Raw genomic sequence first — 19,516 nt, forward strand, 5'->3', positions numbered from 1 at the left:
ATGAATAAAAACCCAATAAAAAAATGCCTATTTCCAGCAGCTGGATATGGAACAAGATTTTTACCAGCAACAAAAGCAACTCCAAAAGAGATGTTACCAGTCTTAACAAAACCACTTATCCAATATGGAGTTGAAGAAGCTTTAGCAGCTGGTATAGAAAATATGGCAATAGTAACAGGTAGAGGGAAAAGAGCTATTGAAGATCACTTTGATATTTCATATGAACTTGAGCATCAAATAAAAGGAACTAGTAAAGAGCACTATTTAACAGAGATTAGAAGTGTTATTACAAAATGTACTTTCTCTTATACAAGACAAATTGAGATGAAAGGTTTGGGACATGCAATTTTATGTGGAGAGAATCTAATTGGTGAACAACCTTTTGCTGTACTTTTAGCAGATGATTTATGTGATTCAAGTTCAAAAGGAGTTCTATCTCAAATGGTTGAACTATATAAAAAATACCACTGCTCTATAGTAGCAATTGAAGAGATTCCAAAAGAGGACACAAATAAGTATGGAGTAATCGCTGGAAATGAGATAGAACCAGGGATTTTTATGATAAAAGATATGGTTGAGAAACCAGAGCCAAAAGATGCTCCTTCAAATTTGGCAATAATCGGAAGATATATTTTAACTCCTGATATTTTCGATATTATAAGAGAGACAAAACCAGGAAAAGGTGGAGAGATTCAAATAACAGATGCTCTCCTTACACAAGCAAAAAAAGGTATGGTTTTAGCATATAAATTTGAAGGTCAAAGATTTGATTGTGGAAGTATTGATGGATTTGTAAAAGCAACTAATCATTTCTATAATAAATCTCTAGAAGAAGAGAAAAAGCAAAAAAAAGATAACAAGGAAAAATAGTGAAAAACAATCTTTACTATCCAAAAGTTTCTCTAAGTGATGAGGATATTTTTTTAGAGATAAAAAAAGAGCGAGAAGAGATAGGTTACTACTCTTTACCTCATGTAGATATAACAAACCTAAAAAAAGAGTTAGATAATCTTAATTTTAAGCAAAAAAATATTGCAATAATTGGAATTGGTGGAAGTACTTTAGGTACATTTGCTATATATAACTTTTTAAAATATCATAAACAAAAAAATAAAACTTTAAAAAAAGAGATATTCTTTTTTGAAAGTACAGACCCAGTAAACTTAAATGGAACAATCTCTCAATTTGATTTAGAAGATACACTTTTTATAGTTATCTCAAAATCAGGAACAACTATTGAAACTATCTCTATTTTTAAATACCTTATCTCTATTACTAAGATAGACAAAGAGAATCTTCTAGTTATTACTGAAGATGATAGTAAATTAAATACATTTGCAAAAGCAAATAGTATAAACACATTTGATATCCCAAAAAATGTTGGTGGAAGATTTTCAGTTTTATCAAATGTTGGATTAGTTCCTCTATATTTAGCTGGTTTTGATATTGATGAACTTTTAAAAGGTGCTAGATATATCTCTACTTCATTTTTTGAACAGTATGAACTATATGCTCACCTAATAAAAAAAGCAAGAACCTATTTTGAGTTTAAAGATATTTATAATATAAATGCAGTTTTCTCATATTCTCAGCTTCTTGAAGGCTTTAATAAGTGGTATATCCAACTTTGGGGTGAAAGCTTAGGAAAAATAGATGCGAATAATACAAATCAAGGTTTAACTCCTATTGGACTAACAGGTCCAGTTGATCAACACTCATTTTTACAGTTAATTGTTGAAGGTAAAAGAGATAAAACGGTAACTTTTATAAAAATCAAAGATTTTAAAGATGATACAAAAATTGCTCCTACAACTTTACAAGGCTTAGAAGAGCTTGATTATATAAATAATTTGGATTTTAAAGAGCTTATAAATCTTCAAGCAGATGCAACAATTGCATCAGTTAAAGAGTATAAAAAAGATATTCCTATTGATTTAATAGAAATAGAAGAGATAAGCGAATATGAAATAGGTAAACTCCTATTTTATTATGAACTTCTAACTTCAATTGTTGGGAAATTCTTACAAATAAATACTTATGACCAACCAGGGGTTGAAGGTGGGAAGATTATTTTAAAAGAGATGTTAAAAAGTAAAAACTAGAAGATGGAGCATATATTTTCTAGTTTAATCCCCATTTTTTCACTAATTGTGATTGGATACTTATTTAAAAAAATAAGTTTTCCATCACAAGATTTTTGGCCAATGGCTGATAAATTAACTTACTATATTCTTATGCCAGCACTTTTAATTTTGACTTTATCAAAGGCAAAATTTGATATTTCTAGTATAAATCTAGTTTTATCTTCACTTTTGGCTATATCTTTAACTCTAATATTTTTAATAGTTTTTAATAAACTAAGTCCAACACAAAATAGCTCTTTTACATCAATAGTTCAAGGTGGAATAAGATTTAATACCTATGTGTTTTTGGCTCTTAGTGGCTCTATATTTGGTGCAGATGGCTTGGTTATTGCTGCAATTATTATAACCTTTGCAATTCCTTTTTTGAATATTTTATCTATTTCTATTTTTGCCTTATATGAAGAAAATCTCAAAATAAATTTTATATATCTTCTAAAATCTATTTTTAAAAATCCTTTGATTATCTCTTGTTTAATAGGTGGGTTTTTAAACCTTTTTGCTATAAATATCCCTCTTAGTTTTGAAAACCTTTTAAAGATTTTAAGTAGTGCAGCTCTTCCTATGGGATTAATCTCTATTGGTTATACTTTAGTTTTAAAAGAGTTGGGAAGTAATAAAAAAGATTTAACAATCACTATGTTTGCTAAATTTATTGTTTTGCCAGTTTTTATCTATTTTTTGGCAAAGATATTTAATCTTGATACTCTAGTTATCTCTATTTTGGTTCTATTTGCAATAATGCCAACAGCTCCAAGTTCATTTATACTAGCTAGACAACTAAATGGTGATGTTCCACTAATCACAAGTATAATCACACTTCAAACAATAGTTTCTAGCTTATTTTTAATACTATTTCTAAAATTATTTATTTAAGTTATTTTAACTTAATCACAAGCTCGTCATCTTTTACATCAATACTATATTTAGATACTTTAGAACCTAACTCTACAGCAACTCTATAAAAACCACCGCTTTTATGATTTCCAACTGTAATATTTTTAAAATTACTTCCAGCTAATTGCTCTTTTTTTGTATTAAAATTTACTTTTGCTTTATAATCAAATGCTAATTTATTCTCTTTTTCTATTGAAAATTTCTTGAACATCTTATGTTCACTTCTTATAATCAACTCAGTATCACTACTCTCTATTTTTAAGAATGGTAAAATATTTTTTTGTTTTGTTGCATTTGAAGTAGAAGCTACAGAAGTTTGTGCTTTCTCACTATCAATATCAGCTCTAGGTTTTACAAAAATCACTTGTTCTGGCTCTTTTTTTACATTTTGAAGCTCTTTTTTTACTATCTCTTTAGTTTTTTGTTCATTTTGCTTATTTGTTTTTTGAATAATCGCATCTAGCTCTTTTTTACTATATGTCTTTTCTGGTGCTTTTTGTACAGGAGCTTTTTGAGTAGTTGAAGCTGTTTCTTTTTGAGCATTCATCTCCTCTTGCACTTTTTTAATATATTGTGCTTCTTGAATCTCTTCAATAGTTTTTGGAGTCTCATTTAACTCATACATTTTCCCCGTCTCTTCTTCATATTTTGCAAATGGATTATCTCTAGCTTCCAAAGCTAAACAAAATAAAATAGATATTAATAGTAATTTTTTCATTCTTCTGGCTCCAAATTTTTTAGTTCAAAATACTCTTTTTGTAAATAGGCATTTTCTCTTTGTAATCTTGAAATTTCATATTCTAAATACTCTTTTTTATGTTTTAAAGAGCTATACACTTGTATTGAGTTATCTCCAAAAAGAAGATTAACCCAATGATAAGCAAAATAGATAGTTGCTAACAGAGAAAAAATCACTATTAGCATAAATCCTAAAATATTACTTGCTTTATTTGTCATTATTTTTTAGAAAAAGGCTCTTTTCCTAAATACTCAGCATACCCAATCTCTGCACCAATTTCAAGAAGTCTATTATATTTTGCAATTCTATCACTTCTTGCAGTACTTCCTGTTTTGATTTGTCCACAATTTAGTGCAACAGCAAAGTCAGCAATAAATGCATCTTCACTCTCTCCACTTCTGTGACTCATTACACAGTTGTAGTTGTTTCTTTGAGCAAGTCTAATTGTCTGCATAGTTTCACTTACACTTCCAATTTGATTTGGCTTAATTAAAATTGAGTTTGCAATACCTTTATTTATACCCTCAGCTAGAATTGAAGCATTTGTTACAAATAAATCATCTCCAACAAGTTGAACTTTATCTCCTAATTTTTCAGTTAATATTTTCCATCCATCCCAATCATCTTCACTTAATCCATCTTCAATTGAAACAATAGGATATTTTGAACATAGATTTTCATAGTAAGCTACAAGTTCTGCACTTGTTAATTCTCTATTTTCACTCTTTAAAACATATTTCCCAGCATCATTTATAAGCTCACTTGCAGCTACATCAAGTGCAATAGAGATTTGCTCTCCAGCTTTATATCCAGCTTTTTCAATAGCAGTCATAATAACTTGGATTGGTTCTTCATTTGATTTTAGATTTGGTGCGAAACCACCCTCATCTCCAACAGCTGTACTCTCTTTCATACCATCTATAATTTTTTTAAGATGTTGATAAATTTCAGCAACTGCTCTTAAACCTTCATTGAAGTTTTCAATTCCAGTTGGCATAATCATAAACTCTTGGAAATCAACAGAGTTATTTGCATGTTCTCCACCATTTATAATATTAAACATAGGAACAGGCATAGTCATAGCATTTGCTCCACCTAAATATCTATAAAGTGGCATATTTAGTGAAGCAGCAGCAGCTCTTGCAACGGCCATAGACACACCTAAAACTGCATTTGCACCTAAATTTGAGTAGTTATTTGTTCCATCTAACTCTTTCATAATTGCATCAACTTCTGCTTGATTAAAAGGGCTTTGTCCAATTAACTCATCTGCAATTTGTGTATTTACATTTTCAACTGCTTTTAAAACACCTTTTCCTAAGAATCTACTATCTCCATCTCTTAACTCTAAAGCTTCTCTTTTTCCAGTACTTGCACCACTTGGAACAATAGCACTAGCTTTGTTTCCATCACTTAAAACTACTGTTGCTCTTACAGTTGGATTTCCTCTACTATCCATAACTTCGTCAGCATAAACATTATCAATAAATACCACTTAGGTCTCCTAATTTTTGAATATTTTAGAAAGATTATATCTAAAAAAAATTTGGCTTTTGCTTTTATTGTGATAAAACTATTTCTAAAGTTTTTAGAAATAGTTTATATTTATTGTATTTTAACTCGAAAAATTTAAAATACCCATCCAGCTTGAAGAAGAAGTTTAGAGTTTTTATGAGATATATTACTATCACTTATCTCATCAGAATTTGCTGTCCATGCCATTTGTGCTCTAGCAAAAAAATCATTCATTCTTGCATAGTAACCAACACCTATATCTGGAATGACCCCAAGTTAGTAGACACTTTTTTAATCAGTTAACACCTTGGGTTGAGTAACACTATCATTGTATCTTTTCTCAAATTCATTTGGACTTATAAAATCTAAAAAACTATGTCGTCTTTTTGCGTTATAAAACATTTCTATATATTCAAATATTTTATCTCTAGCTTCTGCTCTTGTATGAAATATAGTTTTTCTAACTAATTCTTTTTTTAATGTCTTAAAAAAACTCTCTGCTACTGCATTATCATAACAATTACCTCTACGGCTCATACTTGGGATAATATTATGATGCTTTAAAAATGTTTGGTATTCATAAGAACTATATTGGCTACCTTGATCTGAATGAAGAATTACTTTATGATTTTTAATTCTGTGAGTTGTTTTTTTCAAAGCTTTAATAATTAAAGATGTTGATTGTCTATGTCCTGTTGCCCAACCAATTATTTTTCTTGAATAAAGATCTATAACTGTAGCTAAATATAACCATCCTTCATAAGTTCTGATATATGTGATATCACTAACCCAAGATTCATTTGGTTTATATGTTAAAAAACATTGTTTTAAATGATTTGGATGTGCTTTATGAATTGAACCAGCCTTATGCTTTGGTTTTCTTTTATAATTTCCTATTCCACAAAGTTTTGCTTCTTTCATTAATCTTGCAACTCTTTTCTTATTTACATGTATATTTGAAGCCTTTAAATCTTTATGAATATTTCTATATCCATATATCCCATTTGACTCTCTATATGCTTTTTTTATCTCTTGTAAAATTTGTTGATTTTCAATCTCTAAATTTGAAATAGGTTGTTTTAACCATTTATAATACCCACTAGGATGAACTTTCAATACAGTACACATTCTTCTGATTGTGTACTGTATTTGATACTCCTTTATAAATGCGTACTTTAATTTGGGTTGTTTGCAAAGTACGCTGCGGCCTTTTTTAAAATATCCCTCTCTTCTGTAACTCTCTTTAATTCTTTTTGCAATCTTTTTATTTCAGCTGTTGTATCTTGAGTTTTTTTTATTTCTACTTCAGCTTCTGGTGATTTGTATTTTTTTATCCAGTTTCTCAAAGAATCATAATGGACACCTAACCTCTCAGCTGTTTCAACAACCCCATATCCATTTTCTATAACTTGTTTTACAGCATCTCTTCTAAACTCTTCACTATATTCTCTTCTTGCCATTTTTAATTCCTTCAATTGTTTACAATTTTCTCTAAATTGTTATTTTAATTAACTGAATAAATTTCTGTCTACTTTTTTTGGGTCATTCCATATTGATAAATATAGATTTAATAAAATAATTGATTTGTTAGTTTATGCTCCTGAGATTTTTTTAGAAAATCTAGAAAATACTTTAAGAAATTACAAAGATCTAACTTTAAAGTTTACGAAATAACTTCATTATCTTCTATCATAGTATAATGAAGTTCTAAACCTTTTGAAGTCGCTACAAAGCCATTTATATTGATTTTTCCATCATGAACCATTTTATGGTGGAGTTTACAAAGTGGAATTAAATTATACTTATGATTTGCATTTATATGCCCTATAAATCCATCTTTATTAGCTTTTTTCTGCTCTTTGATATGATGAACCTCATCACAAGCTCTACCACAGATTATACAAGTGCTTGTATATAAATTGCTATTATATTTTGAACTATTTCTTTGTGAAATTCTCTCAATCTTTGTGTAATCATCTGCTAATCTTTTTCTTATATCATTTGCAACATTTAAGAACTCTTTATCAATATGAAGAGATTTTGCAAACTCCAAACCATATATAGATGAACCACTTCCAAAAGCCAATTTTCTATCAAAAATTAGTTTATCTTCATCACTTGAATACATAACAGACAGATGAAGGCAGATAATATTTTTTAATTTTTCAATCTCAGTAATTTGTGGTAATTGATGCAAATGTGTAGCAAAAACAAAAATGGCTTCAAGCCGTGCTAGTTTTAAAATAGCACTTGCCACAATACTAAGACCACTTAAAGTCTCCGTACTATGACTTATTTCATCTCCTAAAATAAGAGATTTTTTACTAGCTCGATTAAAAATATTTTTTAAATCCATCATCTCAACAGCAAAACTTGATAATCCTTTTGCAATATTATCAGCTCCACTAATTCTTGTAAAAATTGAGTCGAATATTGAAAATCTCATAGATTTACAAGGCACAAAAAATCCTGCTTGAGCTAAAACAACACTTATTCCAATGGCTTTCATAAGCGAAGATTTTCCAGAAGAGTTTATTCCAAAAAGTAATACTCCATGCATTTTGTTACTTTCAAGACTTATTGGATTTGAGTTTTTTACTATAATATTCTCTTCATACTCTTTACTAACTAAGTTTAGTTCTCCTAATACAATATCATTTGTAACATAAACTCCTCTATCCTCATTTGCTTCAATTATTGGATGTCGTAAATCTATAAGTTCTAAAAAATTTTCATCTTCTTTTGTTTTTACAATTTTTGGGCAACTGTAGTTATATTTTTTACTCATTTTTATATTTGAAACAGTTAAATCAACTTCAGCTATAAATAGCACTAATTCAGATAGGAGTGTTGAAAATTTATTCTCAAACTCAAGAAGCTTCTCTTTAAATACAAGCTTATTTATCTCAACTATTTTTTTAAGATTATGAACATATTTATCAGAAATATCGTCAGTTAAAGAGCAAGATATTTTTACACTATTTGTTTGAGTTTTTATAGAAAAATCTTTAAAAAGTAGTAGTTTATTATCAATTATAAGATGAGATTTTAGAAGTTCCTCTTTTATTAAGTTATATCTATTTTTTGTAATAGAGATATAAAATCCCTCTTTATCAAGCCTATTTATAGTTACAAAGCTTTTTTCATCTGATTTAAAAAAGGATAAAATATGGTTTTTTAGAATTTCCAATTTATCTAAAAGTAGTCTATTCTCTCTATTTAGTTCATCAATTTGAAGATTTACACCATTTGTTATCATATTTTCATCTACATCTTTAAGCATAAATCTTCCACTTACACTTAAATCAAAAGTAGAGTTAATAGATATTAAAAAAGAGTTTATCTCTTCACTACTACAAGGAGGAGTTATAAATTTATAACTCTCCATAAATTTCACAATCTCTTTTATACTAAGTAAAGAGTCATAGAGATAATTTAGCTCAAAAGGATGAAGTCTTGATAACTTTATTCTTCTTGTAAGCCTTTCTATATCATAAATACTTGCTAATTCATTTTCAATAGGAGAGTGAAAATCATATAACTCTTTTGAGAGATTATATCTTCGTAAAAGCTCTTTAGACTCTTTTATTGGATTTGTAATTCTCTCTTTTAAGAGTCTTTTTCCCATAGCTGTTGAAGTGTTATTTATAAGTCTAATTAGGCTTGGATTATGTGAAGTATCTATAATATTTAACTGCTCTAATGCATTATTTCCAATATATACATATCTACTAATATCTAATTTTATAGGGTGTGAAAGTTTTTGAATAATTGAACTATCATGAGCTATTACAAAATCTATTAAAATTGCTAGTGCTTCACTTGAAAGTGGGCATCTCTCCATATCTAGATGCTCTATTGGAGTTAAAAGAGACTCTATACTAAAAACATTTTTGAAAAGCTCATTTTGATATGTAATTTTTGGTCTAAAATTTCGCAAATGAAAACTTTTTAGATTTAATTCTAAATAGTCTATTATCTCTTTTTGATTAATATTTTTATCTACAAGAGTTACTATTATTTCACTTGTTTTATGCATATTCATATAGTTAAATACTTCATCAAGTGCAAAAAACTTATCCTCAGCACTTCCAAAAACTTCGTTGTAATAACACTTTGCTGTTGTTACATCTATTGCACTATAACCTATTAGATAATTCCCTCTTATTTGGTCAATTACTATTGAAGTGATAAAGTTATCATCTTGTTCTACTACAAAATCGAAATTTGTTCCAGGACTTACAACTACATCTAAATAACGACTTACCTTTGGAGGAGTTCCTTTTTGTTTTATAATTGCTATAGTATATTTTTGTTCAGCTATTATTCTTGCTAAATGTTTCTCAAATGAAATCGCTGGAACTCCTGCCATTATTGGGTTTTCTTTTGAGTTTTCAAGTATTGATTTATTTTTTCTTGTTAATTGAATATTTAGAAGTTCTGCTATTTCCTTTGCTTTTCCTATCTTCTCTTTTTCATTGTTTACTTCATAAACTTCAAAAAAAGTTCCTATTTCCATAAGAACAAGTGCATTTTCTCCATATTTTTTATCAAATAACTCTTGTATCTTAAAATATGTAGTAGTTAGAAGTTCATTTCTATTTTGTAAAAGAGCAGTTACTTCTTCTCTCACTATTTTCTAACTCCCGTCCAATCTCTTATTTTTTCTCTCTCTTCTTTTGAAAGTTCTGCTTCTATATGAGCCCATGTATATGCAGGAAGAGGCATTGATGAGTGAGCTGTTCTATAAATAGCTTTTAATTTTTCATTTTTTTGTGTTTTACTATATTTCTCCCAGTTTGAAAAATTTAAAGCGTTTACACCTTCATTTGTATGATTTGTAACAACCCAAGAAAAAGGGGCAATATGTGAATACCAAGGATAGTTAATCTTATTTGAATGACAATCATAACAAGCTCTTACAAATATCTCTTTTATATCTTCAGGAACAACTATTTCGTATGTTTGGTCATCACTATATTCAACTTTATCAGGTCTTATAAACTGCATTACTACAAAAACTATCAAACAAATTATCAAAGCTCTATTCATTTTAAAATACCATCTCATATAATCTTTTTATTTCGCTATTAAAAATATCTAAACTCATATTTCTACTATATCTTTTAAACTCTTTCCCCTCAAAAAACACCAAAATAGTTGGACTTGAAAAGACATTAAAGTATGAAGCTATATCAAAATTCTGATTACTATTTATATAATATTGCTTCATCTTTGAAAAATTTTTAGAAATCTTTTTTTCTATTTTTATTTTTAAAACTTCACAAACACCACAATTTATTGCTCCAAAATAGAGCAATACACATTTTGATTTTTCTAAAATCTCTAAAATTTCTTCTTTATTATCTATTTCTATCATAAATTTAAAAAGATAGGAAAAATCCTATCTTTTTATACCTGATGACCACAATTTTTTGTAAGTCTATTTTTTTGAGATAAATATGAGTTTAAAGCACCTAAATATGCATTTGCAGTCGCTTGCATAGTATCAAGACTCAAACCATGTCCTACAAAAGATTGGCTTCCATCTTCAAAGCTAACTCTTGTTGTAACTTTTGCTAATGCATCTTTTCCTTCACTAACAGAGATAACTTTATAATCTTTTAACTCTCCAGCAAATCCAGTAATTCTATCTATCGTTTTAAAAATAGCATCCATAGTTCCATCACCTAAACCTGCATCTTTAATAATTTTATCTTCATATTTTATAGAGACTGCAGCCATTGGCATTCCACTTGAGCAATCACTTATTTGTAAACCAACTAACTCATATATTTTATCGTGATTTAAAGCTTCATCTGTTATTAACATTCTAACATCATCATCAGTTATATCTTTTTTCTTATCAGCTAAATTTTTAAATCTCTCAAATACAATATTTAACTCTTCATCACTAACTGTATCAAAACCTAATTGTATAATTTTATCTTTAAATGCTGCTCTTCCACTATGTTTTCCTAAAATCAAAGTACTATCTTTAATAACTCCAACATCTTCAGGTCTCATAATTTCATAAGTTTCTTGATGTTTTAAAACTCCATCTTGATGAATTCCACTTTCATGAGCAAAAGCATTTTTCCCAACTATTGCTTTATTTTGTTGTGGCTCAACACCAGTAATTGTAGCAACTAATCTTGAAGTTGCATAAATTTCAGGTGTATTTATAGATGTATATAAATCACCAAATACATCTTTTCTAACTTTTATAGCCATTACAGACTCTTCTAAAGCAGAGTTTCCAGCTCTTTCACCTAATCCATTTATTGTAACTTCGATTTGTCTAGCACCATTTAAAACAGCTGCTAATGTATTTGCTGTTGCAAGTCCTAAATCATTGTGATTATGAACAGATATTATTGCTCTATTGTTTGCAAATTCGCTTAACTCCTTAACCATGGCACCTAACTCATTTGGTAATCTATATCCTACAGTATCAGGTAAGTTAATAGTTGTTGCTCCAGCACTAATAACAGCATCCATAACCTCTTTCATAAAAGGGATTTCACTTCTTCCTGCATCTTCTAAAGAAAACTCTACATCATCTACAAAAGTTCTAGCATATTGCACCGCATGAATAGCTCTTTTTATAACTTCATCTGGAGTCATTTTTAATTTATACTGCATATGAATAGGACTTGTTGCTATAAATGTATGAATTCTATGCTTTGGAGCATGAGAAACTGCAAGTCCTGCTTGTTTTATATCGTTTTCAATAGCACGGCTTAATGAACAAATACTTGAGTTTTTTATAGTTTTTGCAATTTGACTAACTGCATCAAAATCTCCTGGACTTGCAGCTGCAAATCCAGCTTCGATAACATCAACTCCTAATTTTTCTAACTGTAAAGCAACTCTTAATTTCTCTTCAGTATTCATAGAACAACCTGGACTTTGTTCTCCATCTCTTAAAGTAGTATCAAATACAATAATTTTATTTTTATCCATAATATTTACCTTTTAATTTAACATTTGATTATATCTTTTTTTAAATAAAAAAAGAAAAACAGATTTTTTTGAAACTTAAACTATAATATTTATAATTTAGAGTGAGTAGTTAAGAAGGAGTAGAGAGTTTACACTTTTAATGAAATTGTTTTTAAAAATATCAAATATTTTCATATTACTCTCCTTTTTTTAATTAGGGTAGAAGTATATTTTATTTTTTTTAATTTGTCAAGGATAATTTTTATTATTTAGAATTTTTTAGGTTTATCTTATAAATTATAGTATAAGGTAAGAGATTAAAATATAAATATAATTTTGATTTTAATATTTATATAATCTCTTACTAATTTTAGTTTTCAGTATCTTTTTTTTCTTCTATTTCAGAATCTTTTACTTCTTGTGTTGAAGTTTTGTCTTCTTTTTTACCATCTTCACTGTCTTTTACCAAAGCTTCTGTATGTAAATCTTCATCTTCAAAAATAGTTCCACCATTTTCTTTGATAATCTCTCTTACTCTTTCACCTGTAATTACTTCTATTTCAAGAAGTTCAGCTGTCATTTGCTCTATTGCAACACTATTATCTCTTAAAGATTGTAAAACAACTTGGTATCTTTGATTTAGAGTATCTTTTACATGATTATCAAGCTCTTTTGCCATAGCATCTGAGAAATCTTTTTGAGTTTGACCTCCCAAAAATTGGTTTGTTCTTCGCTCTAAAACCATAAGCCCTGCGATATCACTCATCCCATAAATAGTTGCCATAGATTTTATAATATTTGTAGCTCTTTCTAAGTCATTTCCTGCACCTGTACTTATCTCACCAATAAATACCTCTTCAGCAGCACGACCTCCTAAAAGTACATCAACTTCAGCTATTAATTCATGTTTTTGCATTAAATATTTATTCTCTTCAGGTGTATTTAAAGTATATCCTAAAGCTGCAAGACCTCTTGGAACTATTGATACCTTATTTACTTTTTTTGCACCTTTTGTAATTTCAGCTATTAAAGCATGTCCACTTTCATGATAAGCTACTATTTTTCTCTCTTTTGGAGATATTCTTCTACTTTTCTTTTCAAGTCCAGCTATTTGTCTCTCAACAGCCTCTTTAAAATCACTAGCTTGTACTTCATCTTTACTTGCACGCCCAGCTAAAAGTGCAGCTTCATTTATAATATTTGCTAAATCAGCTCCTGCTAAACCAGCAGTCATCTTTGCAACCTCTTTTAAATCTACATTTTTAGCAACTTTTACATCTTTTATGTGTACATTTAAAATCTCAATTCTTCCCTCATAATCAGGTTTATCTACTAATACTTGCCTATCAAATCTACCTGGTCTAAGCAGTGCTGGATCTAAGACTTCTGGTCTATTTGTAGCAGCTAGAACTATTACAGGAGCCATTTCAGTTGAGAATCCATCCATTTCAGCTAAAAGTTGATTTAAAGTCTGTTCTCTTTCATCATTTCCACCCATAGGACCACCACTTGCCCTACTTTTACCAATTGCATCTATCTCATCTATAAAGATAATTGCAGGTGCAACTTTTTTTGCTTGTTCAAATAAATCTCTAACTCTTGAAGCTCCAACTCCAACAAACATCTCAATAAATGCAGAACCTGATACACTTAAAAATGGAACATCAGCTTCACCAGCTACTGCTTTTGCTAAAAGTGTTTTTCCTGTACCTGGAGGTCCTACAAGTAATACACCTTTTGGAATTTGAGCACCTAATCTTACATATCTATCTGGTGATTTAAGGAAATCAACAACTTCTTGAACTTCCTCTTTAGCTTCTTTATTCCCAGCCATATCAGCAAATTTTACATTTGGTTTTTCAGAATTTATCATTTTTTTAGAAGAACCAATCCCAAGGATTCCTCCACTTCCACCCATAGATTTTTGCATTCTTTTAACCAAAAACATCCAAATTGCAAAAAATAGAAAAATTGGAATTATCCAACCAAAAAGCATATCAGATAAAACATTCTCTTCACTAATTCCACCATAAGAGATACCACTTTTTTCCAATTCACTAATCAAAGTCTCATCAGGAACAACTCTTCTTGCATTATATGTAACTCTTTGCATACCATCATTTTTGCTAACAGCTCTAATTTGTGTATTCCCAATACCAACATACTCTATTTTTCCACTACTTATTAATTTCTTAAGCTCTGAATATGTAACTGTCTTATTTACACTACTTCCATAAGCTTGAATATTTGAGTTTGTAGCATTTGATTCACTATCAGGAAACATCGCTTTAAAAGCAAAAATAGTTATAAGTGAAAATGCAACAAAAATCAAAAGTGGATTATTGTTAAAGAAATTGTTATTATTATTGTTGTTGTTTTGATTATTATTGTTTGGGTTATTATTTTGTTGTTTATTTATCATATCTTCCTCTTTATTTTTTAAATACCATTGTTACCCACTCATTTTTGTGAATAATCTTAAGCTCTTCTAATTTAGAAAATCTATTTAACACTCTCTTTTCGTGCTTATCCAAAATACCAGAAACTATTATAATTCCACCATCCTTTGTAGAACTAATTAAATCATCTGAAATCATTACAAGAACATCTGCTATAATATTTGCCAAAACTACACTATATTTCTTTTTAGCAAACCCTACAGAACCAACCCAAGAGTTATTTATTTTTTGTTCATTTAGTTCAAAATTTGATAGTGTGCTTTCAATACAAATCTCATCTGTATCACAAACATCAACTACTGCTCCTTTTTTAGCGGCTGCTATTGCTAAAATACCGCTTCCAGTTCCAACATCTAAAAGTTCATCACCCCTTTTTACAAACTCATCTATTGCTAAAATACAAGATGATGTTGTCTCATGATGACCAGAACCAAAGGCTAAAGCTGGATCTATTAAAATATCTATTTTATCTTCTTTTGGCTCAAGCCAAGATGGTCTTATATAGAAATTTCCAACTTCAACAGCTTGTATTGAGTCTTGATATTTTTTTATCCAATCAATACTCTCTTTTTTTTCACAACTTATCTCACACTTTGTATTTATTGCAGAAGCAAATTTTTCAAGAGGCTCCAAGAAATCAAGAAGACTCTCTTCACTTCTAACAATTATCTCACCATTATTCTCTTCAATTGCATCATCTGTGAGTGATAAAATTAGATTTAAAAATAGCTCATAGTTATCTTTTGGTTTTATTTTAAGTTCAAAATACTCTTTCGACAAATAATTTTCCTTTATTATTTTAAAAAACTCAATATTCTATCTAAATAAGTTTTTATTTAGTTTAATTCTAAAAAAAGTTTTCTATCAAATCTCTCATTATTTTGGTATCACTAATACCATTTACCAGGTCTCTAAACTCATTTGCTCCTGTATAACCTTTTGAATAAGCATGAAGTAATTTTCTGAAAATTATTGCTCCATAATCTCCATAAAATTCCAACATTTTGTCATAATGCTCTAAAATAATCTCTTTTTTAATAGAGTTATCAATATCCTCAAGCTCATTTTTAAGTTGATAAAATACCCAAGGTTTTCCTATAGCACCTCTTCCAATCATAACACCATTGGCTTTTGTATAATCTAAAACCTCTTTAGCTTTTTTATAATCTTTTATATCTCCATTTGCAATAACAGGTACGCTAATAGACTCTTTCATCTGCTTTATTGCATCATAATCAACAGGTGCCTTATATTTTCCAGCTCGTGTACGACCATGAACTGATACAAAATCAACTCCACAAGCTTCAACCGCTTTTCCTATTTCAACAGGGATTTTTTCATTTACTCCAAGTCTTACTTTTGCACTAGTGTATTGCTTTTTTGAATAAAGTTTTATAGTGCCTAAAATCTCTTCGAGTTTATTTAAATCTCCCAATAAATTTGCACCACTTCCATGGCTAAAAACTTTTGGAGCTGGGCAACCACAGTTTAAATCTATACCATCAATTCCTTCTACATCATTTAAGATTAAAACTGCTTCTTTTACTAAATCTTTGTTATTACCTGCAATTTGTACAAAATATGGGTTTTCACTAGGAGATTTTTCAACCATTTTAAGAGTTCTTGCACTTTTATAAACAAGAGCATTTGAACTTATCATCTCAGATATTGTTAAATCTGCACCAAACTTTTTTACTACACTTCTAAAAGGTAAATCTGTATATCCAGCAAGGGGTGCAAGCACAATTAATGGCTTGCTAAAATCTAATTCTTTCTTCATTTTTATTTGTACGATAAACTTTCCAAACTATAGTGTTTTCCTGCATCTCTTAAATCTACTAATGCTTTAAAAGCTGAGTAATCACTATCTTGGGTATTTGATAAATACTCTCTTATCTTATCTTTCATCTCAAACTCAACTAAAATATATAGATATGCTGGTGTAGCTTCTTCATACTCGTTTGAGATTTTTTCAAAAAGTTCTATTAACTCATCTGGATTAAAACTACTCTTATAAGTTTTTGCTAACTCTAAATAGTCATCTTTTGTAAAGTTTTTATTTTTAATAAGCTCAGTAATTTCAACAATATCTAAACCAAACTCACTATTTTGTGCATTTTTTTCTAAAAGCTTAATAGTAAGCTCTTTATTAAGATTTATATTCTTATAAATCTTTTTAATTGTTGTCATACTCTTTTCTTCTAAGGCTTTTACGAATGCTATATCTACTATATCACTATCATATTTTTCAGCTTTTTTTACAATGTCAACAGCAAAATCAACTTGTGAATTTATCTTATTTATTAGATTTTGTTTTCCTAAAAGTGATTTTTCATCAACTTTAAGATTTTTTTCAACATAAAGCCCATTGTTTACATTTTGTACAGCAGCTACAGTTTTATTTAAATCTTCAAAAGAAGAGCTAAAACTCTCTTTTTTTACATCAATATTTAGTTGCTCTAAAATATTTGCTAACTCTTTTTGTTTTTTTGTTCTAAAAGCAACCTTATGCTCTTTATTCAAAAGTTTTGCTTTAATTAAATCAATCATATTATCCAAATCACTATCTATTAGTCTAAATTTAAAATAGTTCACAACACCATAAAACATTATATGAATATATGTTAATAGAGTTAAAAAAACTACAGGTAAAATAAACCATACTGATACTGAAAAAGTCTCTTCAAAACCAAATAGACTAAGAGTATAATCACCCAACTCCAAACTATGCACGAAACCAAATAATATTATTGTTAATAATATTGTAGAAACTATATAACTTTTAAGACCCATCCTCTTTTTCCTTTTTTTCTAAGAGTTAAAATATCGCTTTATTATACTTAAAAGTTTATAAATTACTTATGATATGGATGATTATTTAAAATAGATAGGCTTCTAAAAACTTGTTCACTTAAGACTAAAGTAGCTACTTTATGAGCAAATGTAAGATTACTTAAACTAATTACACTATTACAAAGAGTTAAAAACTCTTTTTCAAAACCATAAGCTCCACCTATAAAAAAATTTATCTCATTTTTATCTTCAAGAAGCTTTGAAAAAGAGAAGCTATCTACACTGTTTCCTAAAACATCAAGAGCAATATTATATCCCTTTAAATATGGTAAGTAAGTTTTTGTATAAATCTTTTTTGCTTCAATTTCGCCTATATTTTGGGCTTTTGCTATTTCATTATTAAAGATGTAGTGAGTTTTCACAGTAGCATATTTACTTGACATTTTAATAAACTCTTTTATTAATTTATCAAAATCATCATTTGTAGGTTTCACAATTGAATAGATATTAATTTTCATCTAATATAGCACTTCCTACACAGTTAAACTTTACATTTTCTATAATATCTTGAGGTTTTACTCCACCAATTGCACATACAGGATGTTTGGATATTTTTGCTAGATAACTTAATTTATCTCCTAAAATATTTGAGATATCTTTTGTATTTGTAGATTTATATGCTCCTAAACCAATCATATCAAGCTCTAAAGAGTTTGCTTCAAGAATTTCAAATTCATTATGAGTTGAAAGCCCTAAAAGCTTATCTTTTAATTTTGCTCTTAGAAGTTTAGTAGCTATTTTTTTATCTTTATTTATTTTCAAAAAGTCTTCTTGCCCTAAATGAAGCCCATCTGCATAATCAATTAACTCTAGTTTATCATTTATAATAATAGGAATATTTAAATTTTGTTTTAAAAGTAAAAGATTCTCTTTTTGAGTCTCTAAGCTAGATACTTTATCTCTATATTGTAAAAGTTTTATATCATATTTTTTTATGATTTTTAAGAAATCATGTAGTGTTAAATCTCTTTTTAAAAGAGATTCATAATCACACAAAACATATAAGTAGTTAAAATCTTTGAGAGTAAATCCCAAAGACTTTTCTAAATTAAGGAGCATTAGCTAATTTTTTCTTGTCCAAATATTGTTAATAAATCTGTAAGAGTCTTTTTCATCTCTTTTCTATTTACAACCATATCAATTGAGCCTTTTTCAAGTAAAAACTCGGCCCTTTGGAAACCTTCTGGTAAATCAGCACCAATAGTTTGTTTAATTACTCTTTGTCCAGCAAAACCAATTAAAGCACCTGGTTCAGCCATAATAATATCACCTAGAAAAGCAAATGAAGCAGATACTCCTCCCATTGTTGGATCGGTTAAAATAGAGATATATGGTAACTTATAACTATCAAGTTTTTTTAAAGCTGCTGATGTTTTTGCCATTTGCATTAAAGAGTAAGTAGATTCTTGCATTCTAGCACCACCTGAAGCAGATACAATAATCACAGCCTCTTTTTTTTCAATTGCACGATTAACTGCACGAACTATTTTCTCTCCTTCTACACTTCCTAAGCTTCCACCCATGAAGGCAAAATCAAAAACTACAAGTTGCACAGGAATACCATTTATAGTACACTCTCCACTAATTACACTTGATACTCTTCCAGTTTTTTCTAGACCCTCTTCTACTCTTTTTTTATAAGATAGCTTATCTACAAATTTTAAAGGATCATTTGGTTTTAGATTTGTATCAAACTCAACAAAACTACTCTCATCTGCAAGGATTTCAACTCTTCTTTTTGCTCCTATTCTCATGTGAAATTCACATTTTGGGCAAACATTCTCTTGGTTTTCTACCTCTTTAAAAAACATTAAAGCACTACAGCTAGGGCACTTAATCCAGTGACTTGGTGCATCTTTTTTTGTTGCCTGCTCTTTTTTGCTATCAAATGAAATTTTGCTAAATAGGTTTTTTAAATCCACTACCTCTTCTCCTTTTTTAATAAAGCTATCATTATATATAAAATT

At 28.8% G+C, this 19,516-nt stretch carries 18 protein-coding genes; 3 read left to right on the forward strand and 15 right to left on the reverse strand.

Annotated elements, in window-relative coordinates:
• The 3 genes from galU to ATR_RS07530 are packed head-to-tail and all read left to right on the forward strand — an operon-like array spanning nt 1 to nt 3,017.
• Complete coding sequence (gene galU, locus ATR_RS07520) at nt 1-870, forward strand: UTP--glucose-1-phosphate uridylyltransferase GalU (RefSeq protein WP_115428837.1); 870 nt, start codon at nt 1-3, stop codon at nt 868-870.
• Nucleotides 870-2,102 carry a glucose-6-phosphate isomerase gene (locus ATR_RS07525; RefSeq protein ID WP_115428838.1) on the forward strand — a complete coding sequence of 411 codons (1,233 nt, stop codon included), beginning with the start codon at nt 870-872 and terminating at the stop codon, nt 2,100-2,102. Before galU ends, ATR_RS07525 begins: the two co-directional genes overlap by 1 nt.
• A 3-nt stretch (nt 2,103-2,105) precedes the next feature.
• Nucleotides 2,106-3,017: an AEC family transporter gene (locus tag ATR_RS07530; protein WP_115428839.1), complete on the forward strand. Its 912-nt coding sequence runs from the start codon at nt 2,106-2,108 to the stop codon at nt 3,015-3,017.
• Between the two features lies 1 nt (nt 3,018).
• Here the strand turns inward: ATR_RS07530 and ATR_RS07535 are convergent, their stop codons facing one another.
• From ATR_RS07535 to accD, 15 genes are all read right to left on the reverse strand, one after another.
• Nucleotides 3,019-3,756 carry an AMIN domain-containing protein gene (locus ATR_RS07535; RefSeq protein ID WP_115428840.1) on the reverse strand — a complete coding sequence of 246 codons (738 nt, stop codon included), beginning with the start codon at nt 3,754-3,756 and terminating at the stop codon, nt 3,019-3,021.
• Entirely contained in the window at nt 3,753-3,995 is a 243-nt protein-coding gene (locus ATR_RS07540; RefSeq protein ID WP_115428841.1) for an FtsB family cell division protein, read from the reverse strand. The genes ATR_RS07535 and ATR_RS07540 overlap by 4 nt, the downstream gene beginning before the upstream one ends.
• The gene (eno, locus tag ATR_RS07545; protein ID WP_115428842.1) at nt 3,995-5,272 is read right to left on the reverse strand and encodes a phosphopyruvate hydratase; all 1,278 of its coding nucleotides are present in this window, start codon (nt 5,270-5,272) and stop codon (nt 3,995-3,997) included. The genes ATR_RS07540 and eno overlap by 1 nt, the downstream gene beginning before the upstream one ends.
• Nucleotides 5,273-5,583: 311 nt before the next feature.
• A protein-coding gene (locus tag ATR_RS07550; RefSeq protein WP_115427962.1) for an IS3 family transposase occupies nt 5,584-6,752 on the reverse strand; the annotation gives its coding sequence in 2 pieces (ribosomal slippage) (nt 5,584-6,500 and nt 6,500-6,752; 1,170 coding nt in all).
• 203 nt (nt 6,753-6,955) lie between these two features.
• Nucleotides 6,956-9,925 carry a MutS-related protein gene (locus ATR_RS07555; protein WP_115428843.1) on the reverse strand — a complete coding sequence of 990 codons (2,970 nt, stop codon included), beginning with the start codon at nt 9,923-9,925 and terminating at the stop codon, nt 6,956-6,958.
• Nucleotides 9,925-10,344, reverse strand: a complete 420-nt coding sequence (locus ATR_RS07560; protein ID WP_115429465.1) for a heme-binding domain-containing protein — start codon at nt 10,342-10,344, stop codon at nt 9,925-9,927. Before ATR_RS07560 ends, ATR_RS07555 begins: the two co-directional genes overlap by 1 nt.
• 1 nt (nt 10,345) lies before the next feature.
• Entirely contained in the window at nt 10,346-10,672 is a 327-nt protein-coding gene (locus tag ATR_RS07565; protein WP_115428844.1) for a thioredoxin family protein, read from the reverse strand.
• 32 nt (nt 10,673-10,704) lie between these two features.
• Nucleotides 10,705-12,258 (reverse strand): 2-isopropylmalate synthase, encoded by a 1,554-nt coding sequence (locus ATR_RS07570; protein ID WP_115428845.1) that lies wholly within the window; start codon nt 12,256-12,258, stop codon nt 10,705-10,707.
• 349 nt (nt 12,259-12,607) lie between these two features.
• Nucleotides 12,608-14,659, reverse strand: a complete 2,052-nt coding sequence (gene ftsH, locus ATR_RS07575; protein ID WP_115428846.1) for an ATP-dependent zinc metalloprotease FtsH — start codon at nt 14,657-14,659, stop codon at nt 12,608-12,610.
• A 10-nt stretch (nt 14,660-14,669) separates the two neighbouring features.
• Complete coding sequence (locus ATR_RS07580) at nt 14,670-15,476, reverse strand: 50S ribosomal protein L11 methyltransferase (RefSeq protein WP_115428847.1); 807 nt, start codon at nt 15,474-15,476, stop codon at nt 14,670-14,672.
• A 67-nt stretch (nt 15,477-15,543) separates the two neighbouring features.
• The gene (locus ATR_RS07585; RefSeq protein WP_115428848.1) at nt 15,544-16,476 is read right to left on the reverse strand and encodes a tRNA dihydrouridine synthase; all 933 of its coding nucleotides are present in this window, start codon (nt 16,474-16,476) and stop codon (nt 15,544-15,546) included.
• A 2-nt stretch (nt 16,477-16,478) separates the two neighbouring features.
• Nucleotides 16,479-17,489, reverse strand: a complete 1,011-nt coding sequence (locus tag ATR_RS07590) for a hypothetical protein (protein WP_115428849.1) — start codon at nt 17,487-17,489, stop codon at nt 16,479-16,481.
• Nucleotides 17,490-17,551: 62 nt separating this feature from the next.
• On the reverse strand, nt 17,552-18,007 hold the full coding sequence (locus ATR_RS07595; RefSeq protein ID WP_115428850.1) for a 23S rRNA (pseudouridine(1915)-N(3))-methyltransferase RlmH: 456 nt from the start codon (nt 18,005-18,007) through the stop codon (nt 17,552-17,554).
• On the reverse strand, nt 17,997-18,608 hold the full coding sequence (locus ATR_RS07600) for a thiamine phosphate synthase (protein WP_115428851.1): 612 nt from the start codon (nt 18,606-18,608) through the stop codon (nt 17,997-17,999). The genes ATR_RS07595 and ATR_RS07600 overlap by 11 nt, the downstream gene beginning before the upstream one ends.
• The gene (accD, locus tag ATR_RS07605) at nt 18,608-19,471 is read right to left on the reverse strand and encodes an acetyl-CoA carboxylase, carboxyltransferase subunit beta (RefSeq protein ID WP_115428852.1); all 864 of its coding nucleotides are present in this window, start codon (nt 19,469-19,471) and stop codon (nt 18,608-18,610) included. Before accD ends, ATR_RS07600 begins: the two co-directional genes overlap by 1 nt.
• Nucleotides 19,472-19,516 lie beyond the last annotated feature (45 nt).

The organism is Aliarcobacter trophiarum LMG 25534, assembly GCF_003355515.1.
Lineage (GTDB): Bacteria > Campylobacterota > Campylobacteria > Campylobacterales > Arcobacteraceae > Aliarcobacter > Aliarcobacter trophiarum.

Bases quoted from the DNA above. Each gene is read 5' to 3' on its own strand.
- galU (WP_115428837.1), top strand. From the start codon at position 1: ATGAATAAAAACCCAATAAAAAAATGCCTATTTCCAGCAGCTGGATAT.
- ATR_RS07530 (WP_115428839.1), top strand. From the start codon at position 2,106: ATGGAGCATATATTTTCTAGTTTAATCCCCATTTTTTCACTAATTGTG.
- ATR_RS07535 (WP_115428840.1), bottom strand. From the start codon at position 3,756: ATGAAAAAATTACTATTAATATCTATTTTATTTTGTTTAGCTTTGGAA.
- ATR_RS07540 (WP_115428841.1), bottom strand. From the start codon at position 3,995: ATGACAAATAAAGCAAGTAATATTTTAGGATTTATGCTAATAGTGATT.
- ATR_RS07560 (WP_115429465.1), bottom strand. From the start codon at position 10,344: ATGAATAGAGCTTTGATAATTTGTTTGATAGTTTTTGTAGTAATGCAG.
- ATR_RS07565 (WP_115428844.1), bottom strand. From the start codon at position 10,672: ATGATAGAAATAGATAATAAAGAAGAAATTTTAGAGATTTTAGAAAAA.
- ATR_RS07570 (WP_115428845.1), bottom strand. From the start codon at position 12,258: ATGGATAAAAATAAAATTATTGTATTTGATACTACTTTAAGAGATGGA.
- ftsH (WP_115428846.1), bottom strand. From the start codon at position 14,659: ATGATAAATAAACAACAAAATAATAACCCAAACAATAATAATCAAAAC.
- ATR_RS07585 (WP_115428848.1), bottom strand. From the start codon at position 16,476: ATGAAGAAAGAATTAGATTTTAGCAAGCCATTAATTGTGCTTGCACCC.
- ATR_RS07590 (WP_115428849.1), bottom strand. From the start codon at position 17,489: ATGGGTCTTAAAAGTTATATAGTTTCTACAATATTATTAACAATAATA.
- ATR_RS07595 (WP_115428850.1), bottom strand. From the start codon at position 18,007: ATGAAAATTAATATCTATTCAATTGTGAAACCTACAAATGATGATTTT.
- ATR_RS07600 (WP_115428851.1), bottom strand. From the start codon at position 18,608: ATGCTCCTTAATTTAGAAAAGTCTTTGGGATTTACTCTCAAAGATTTT.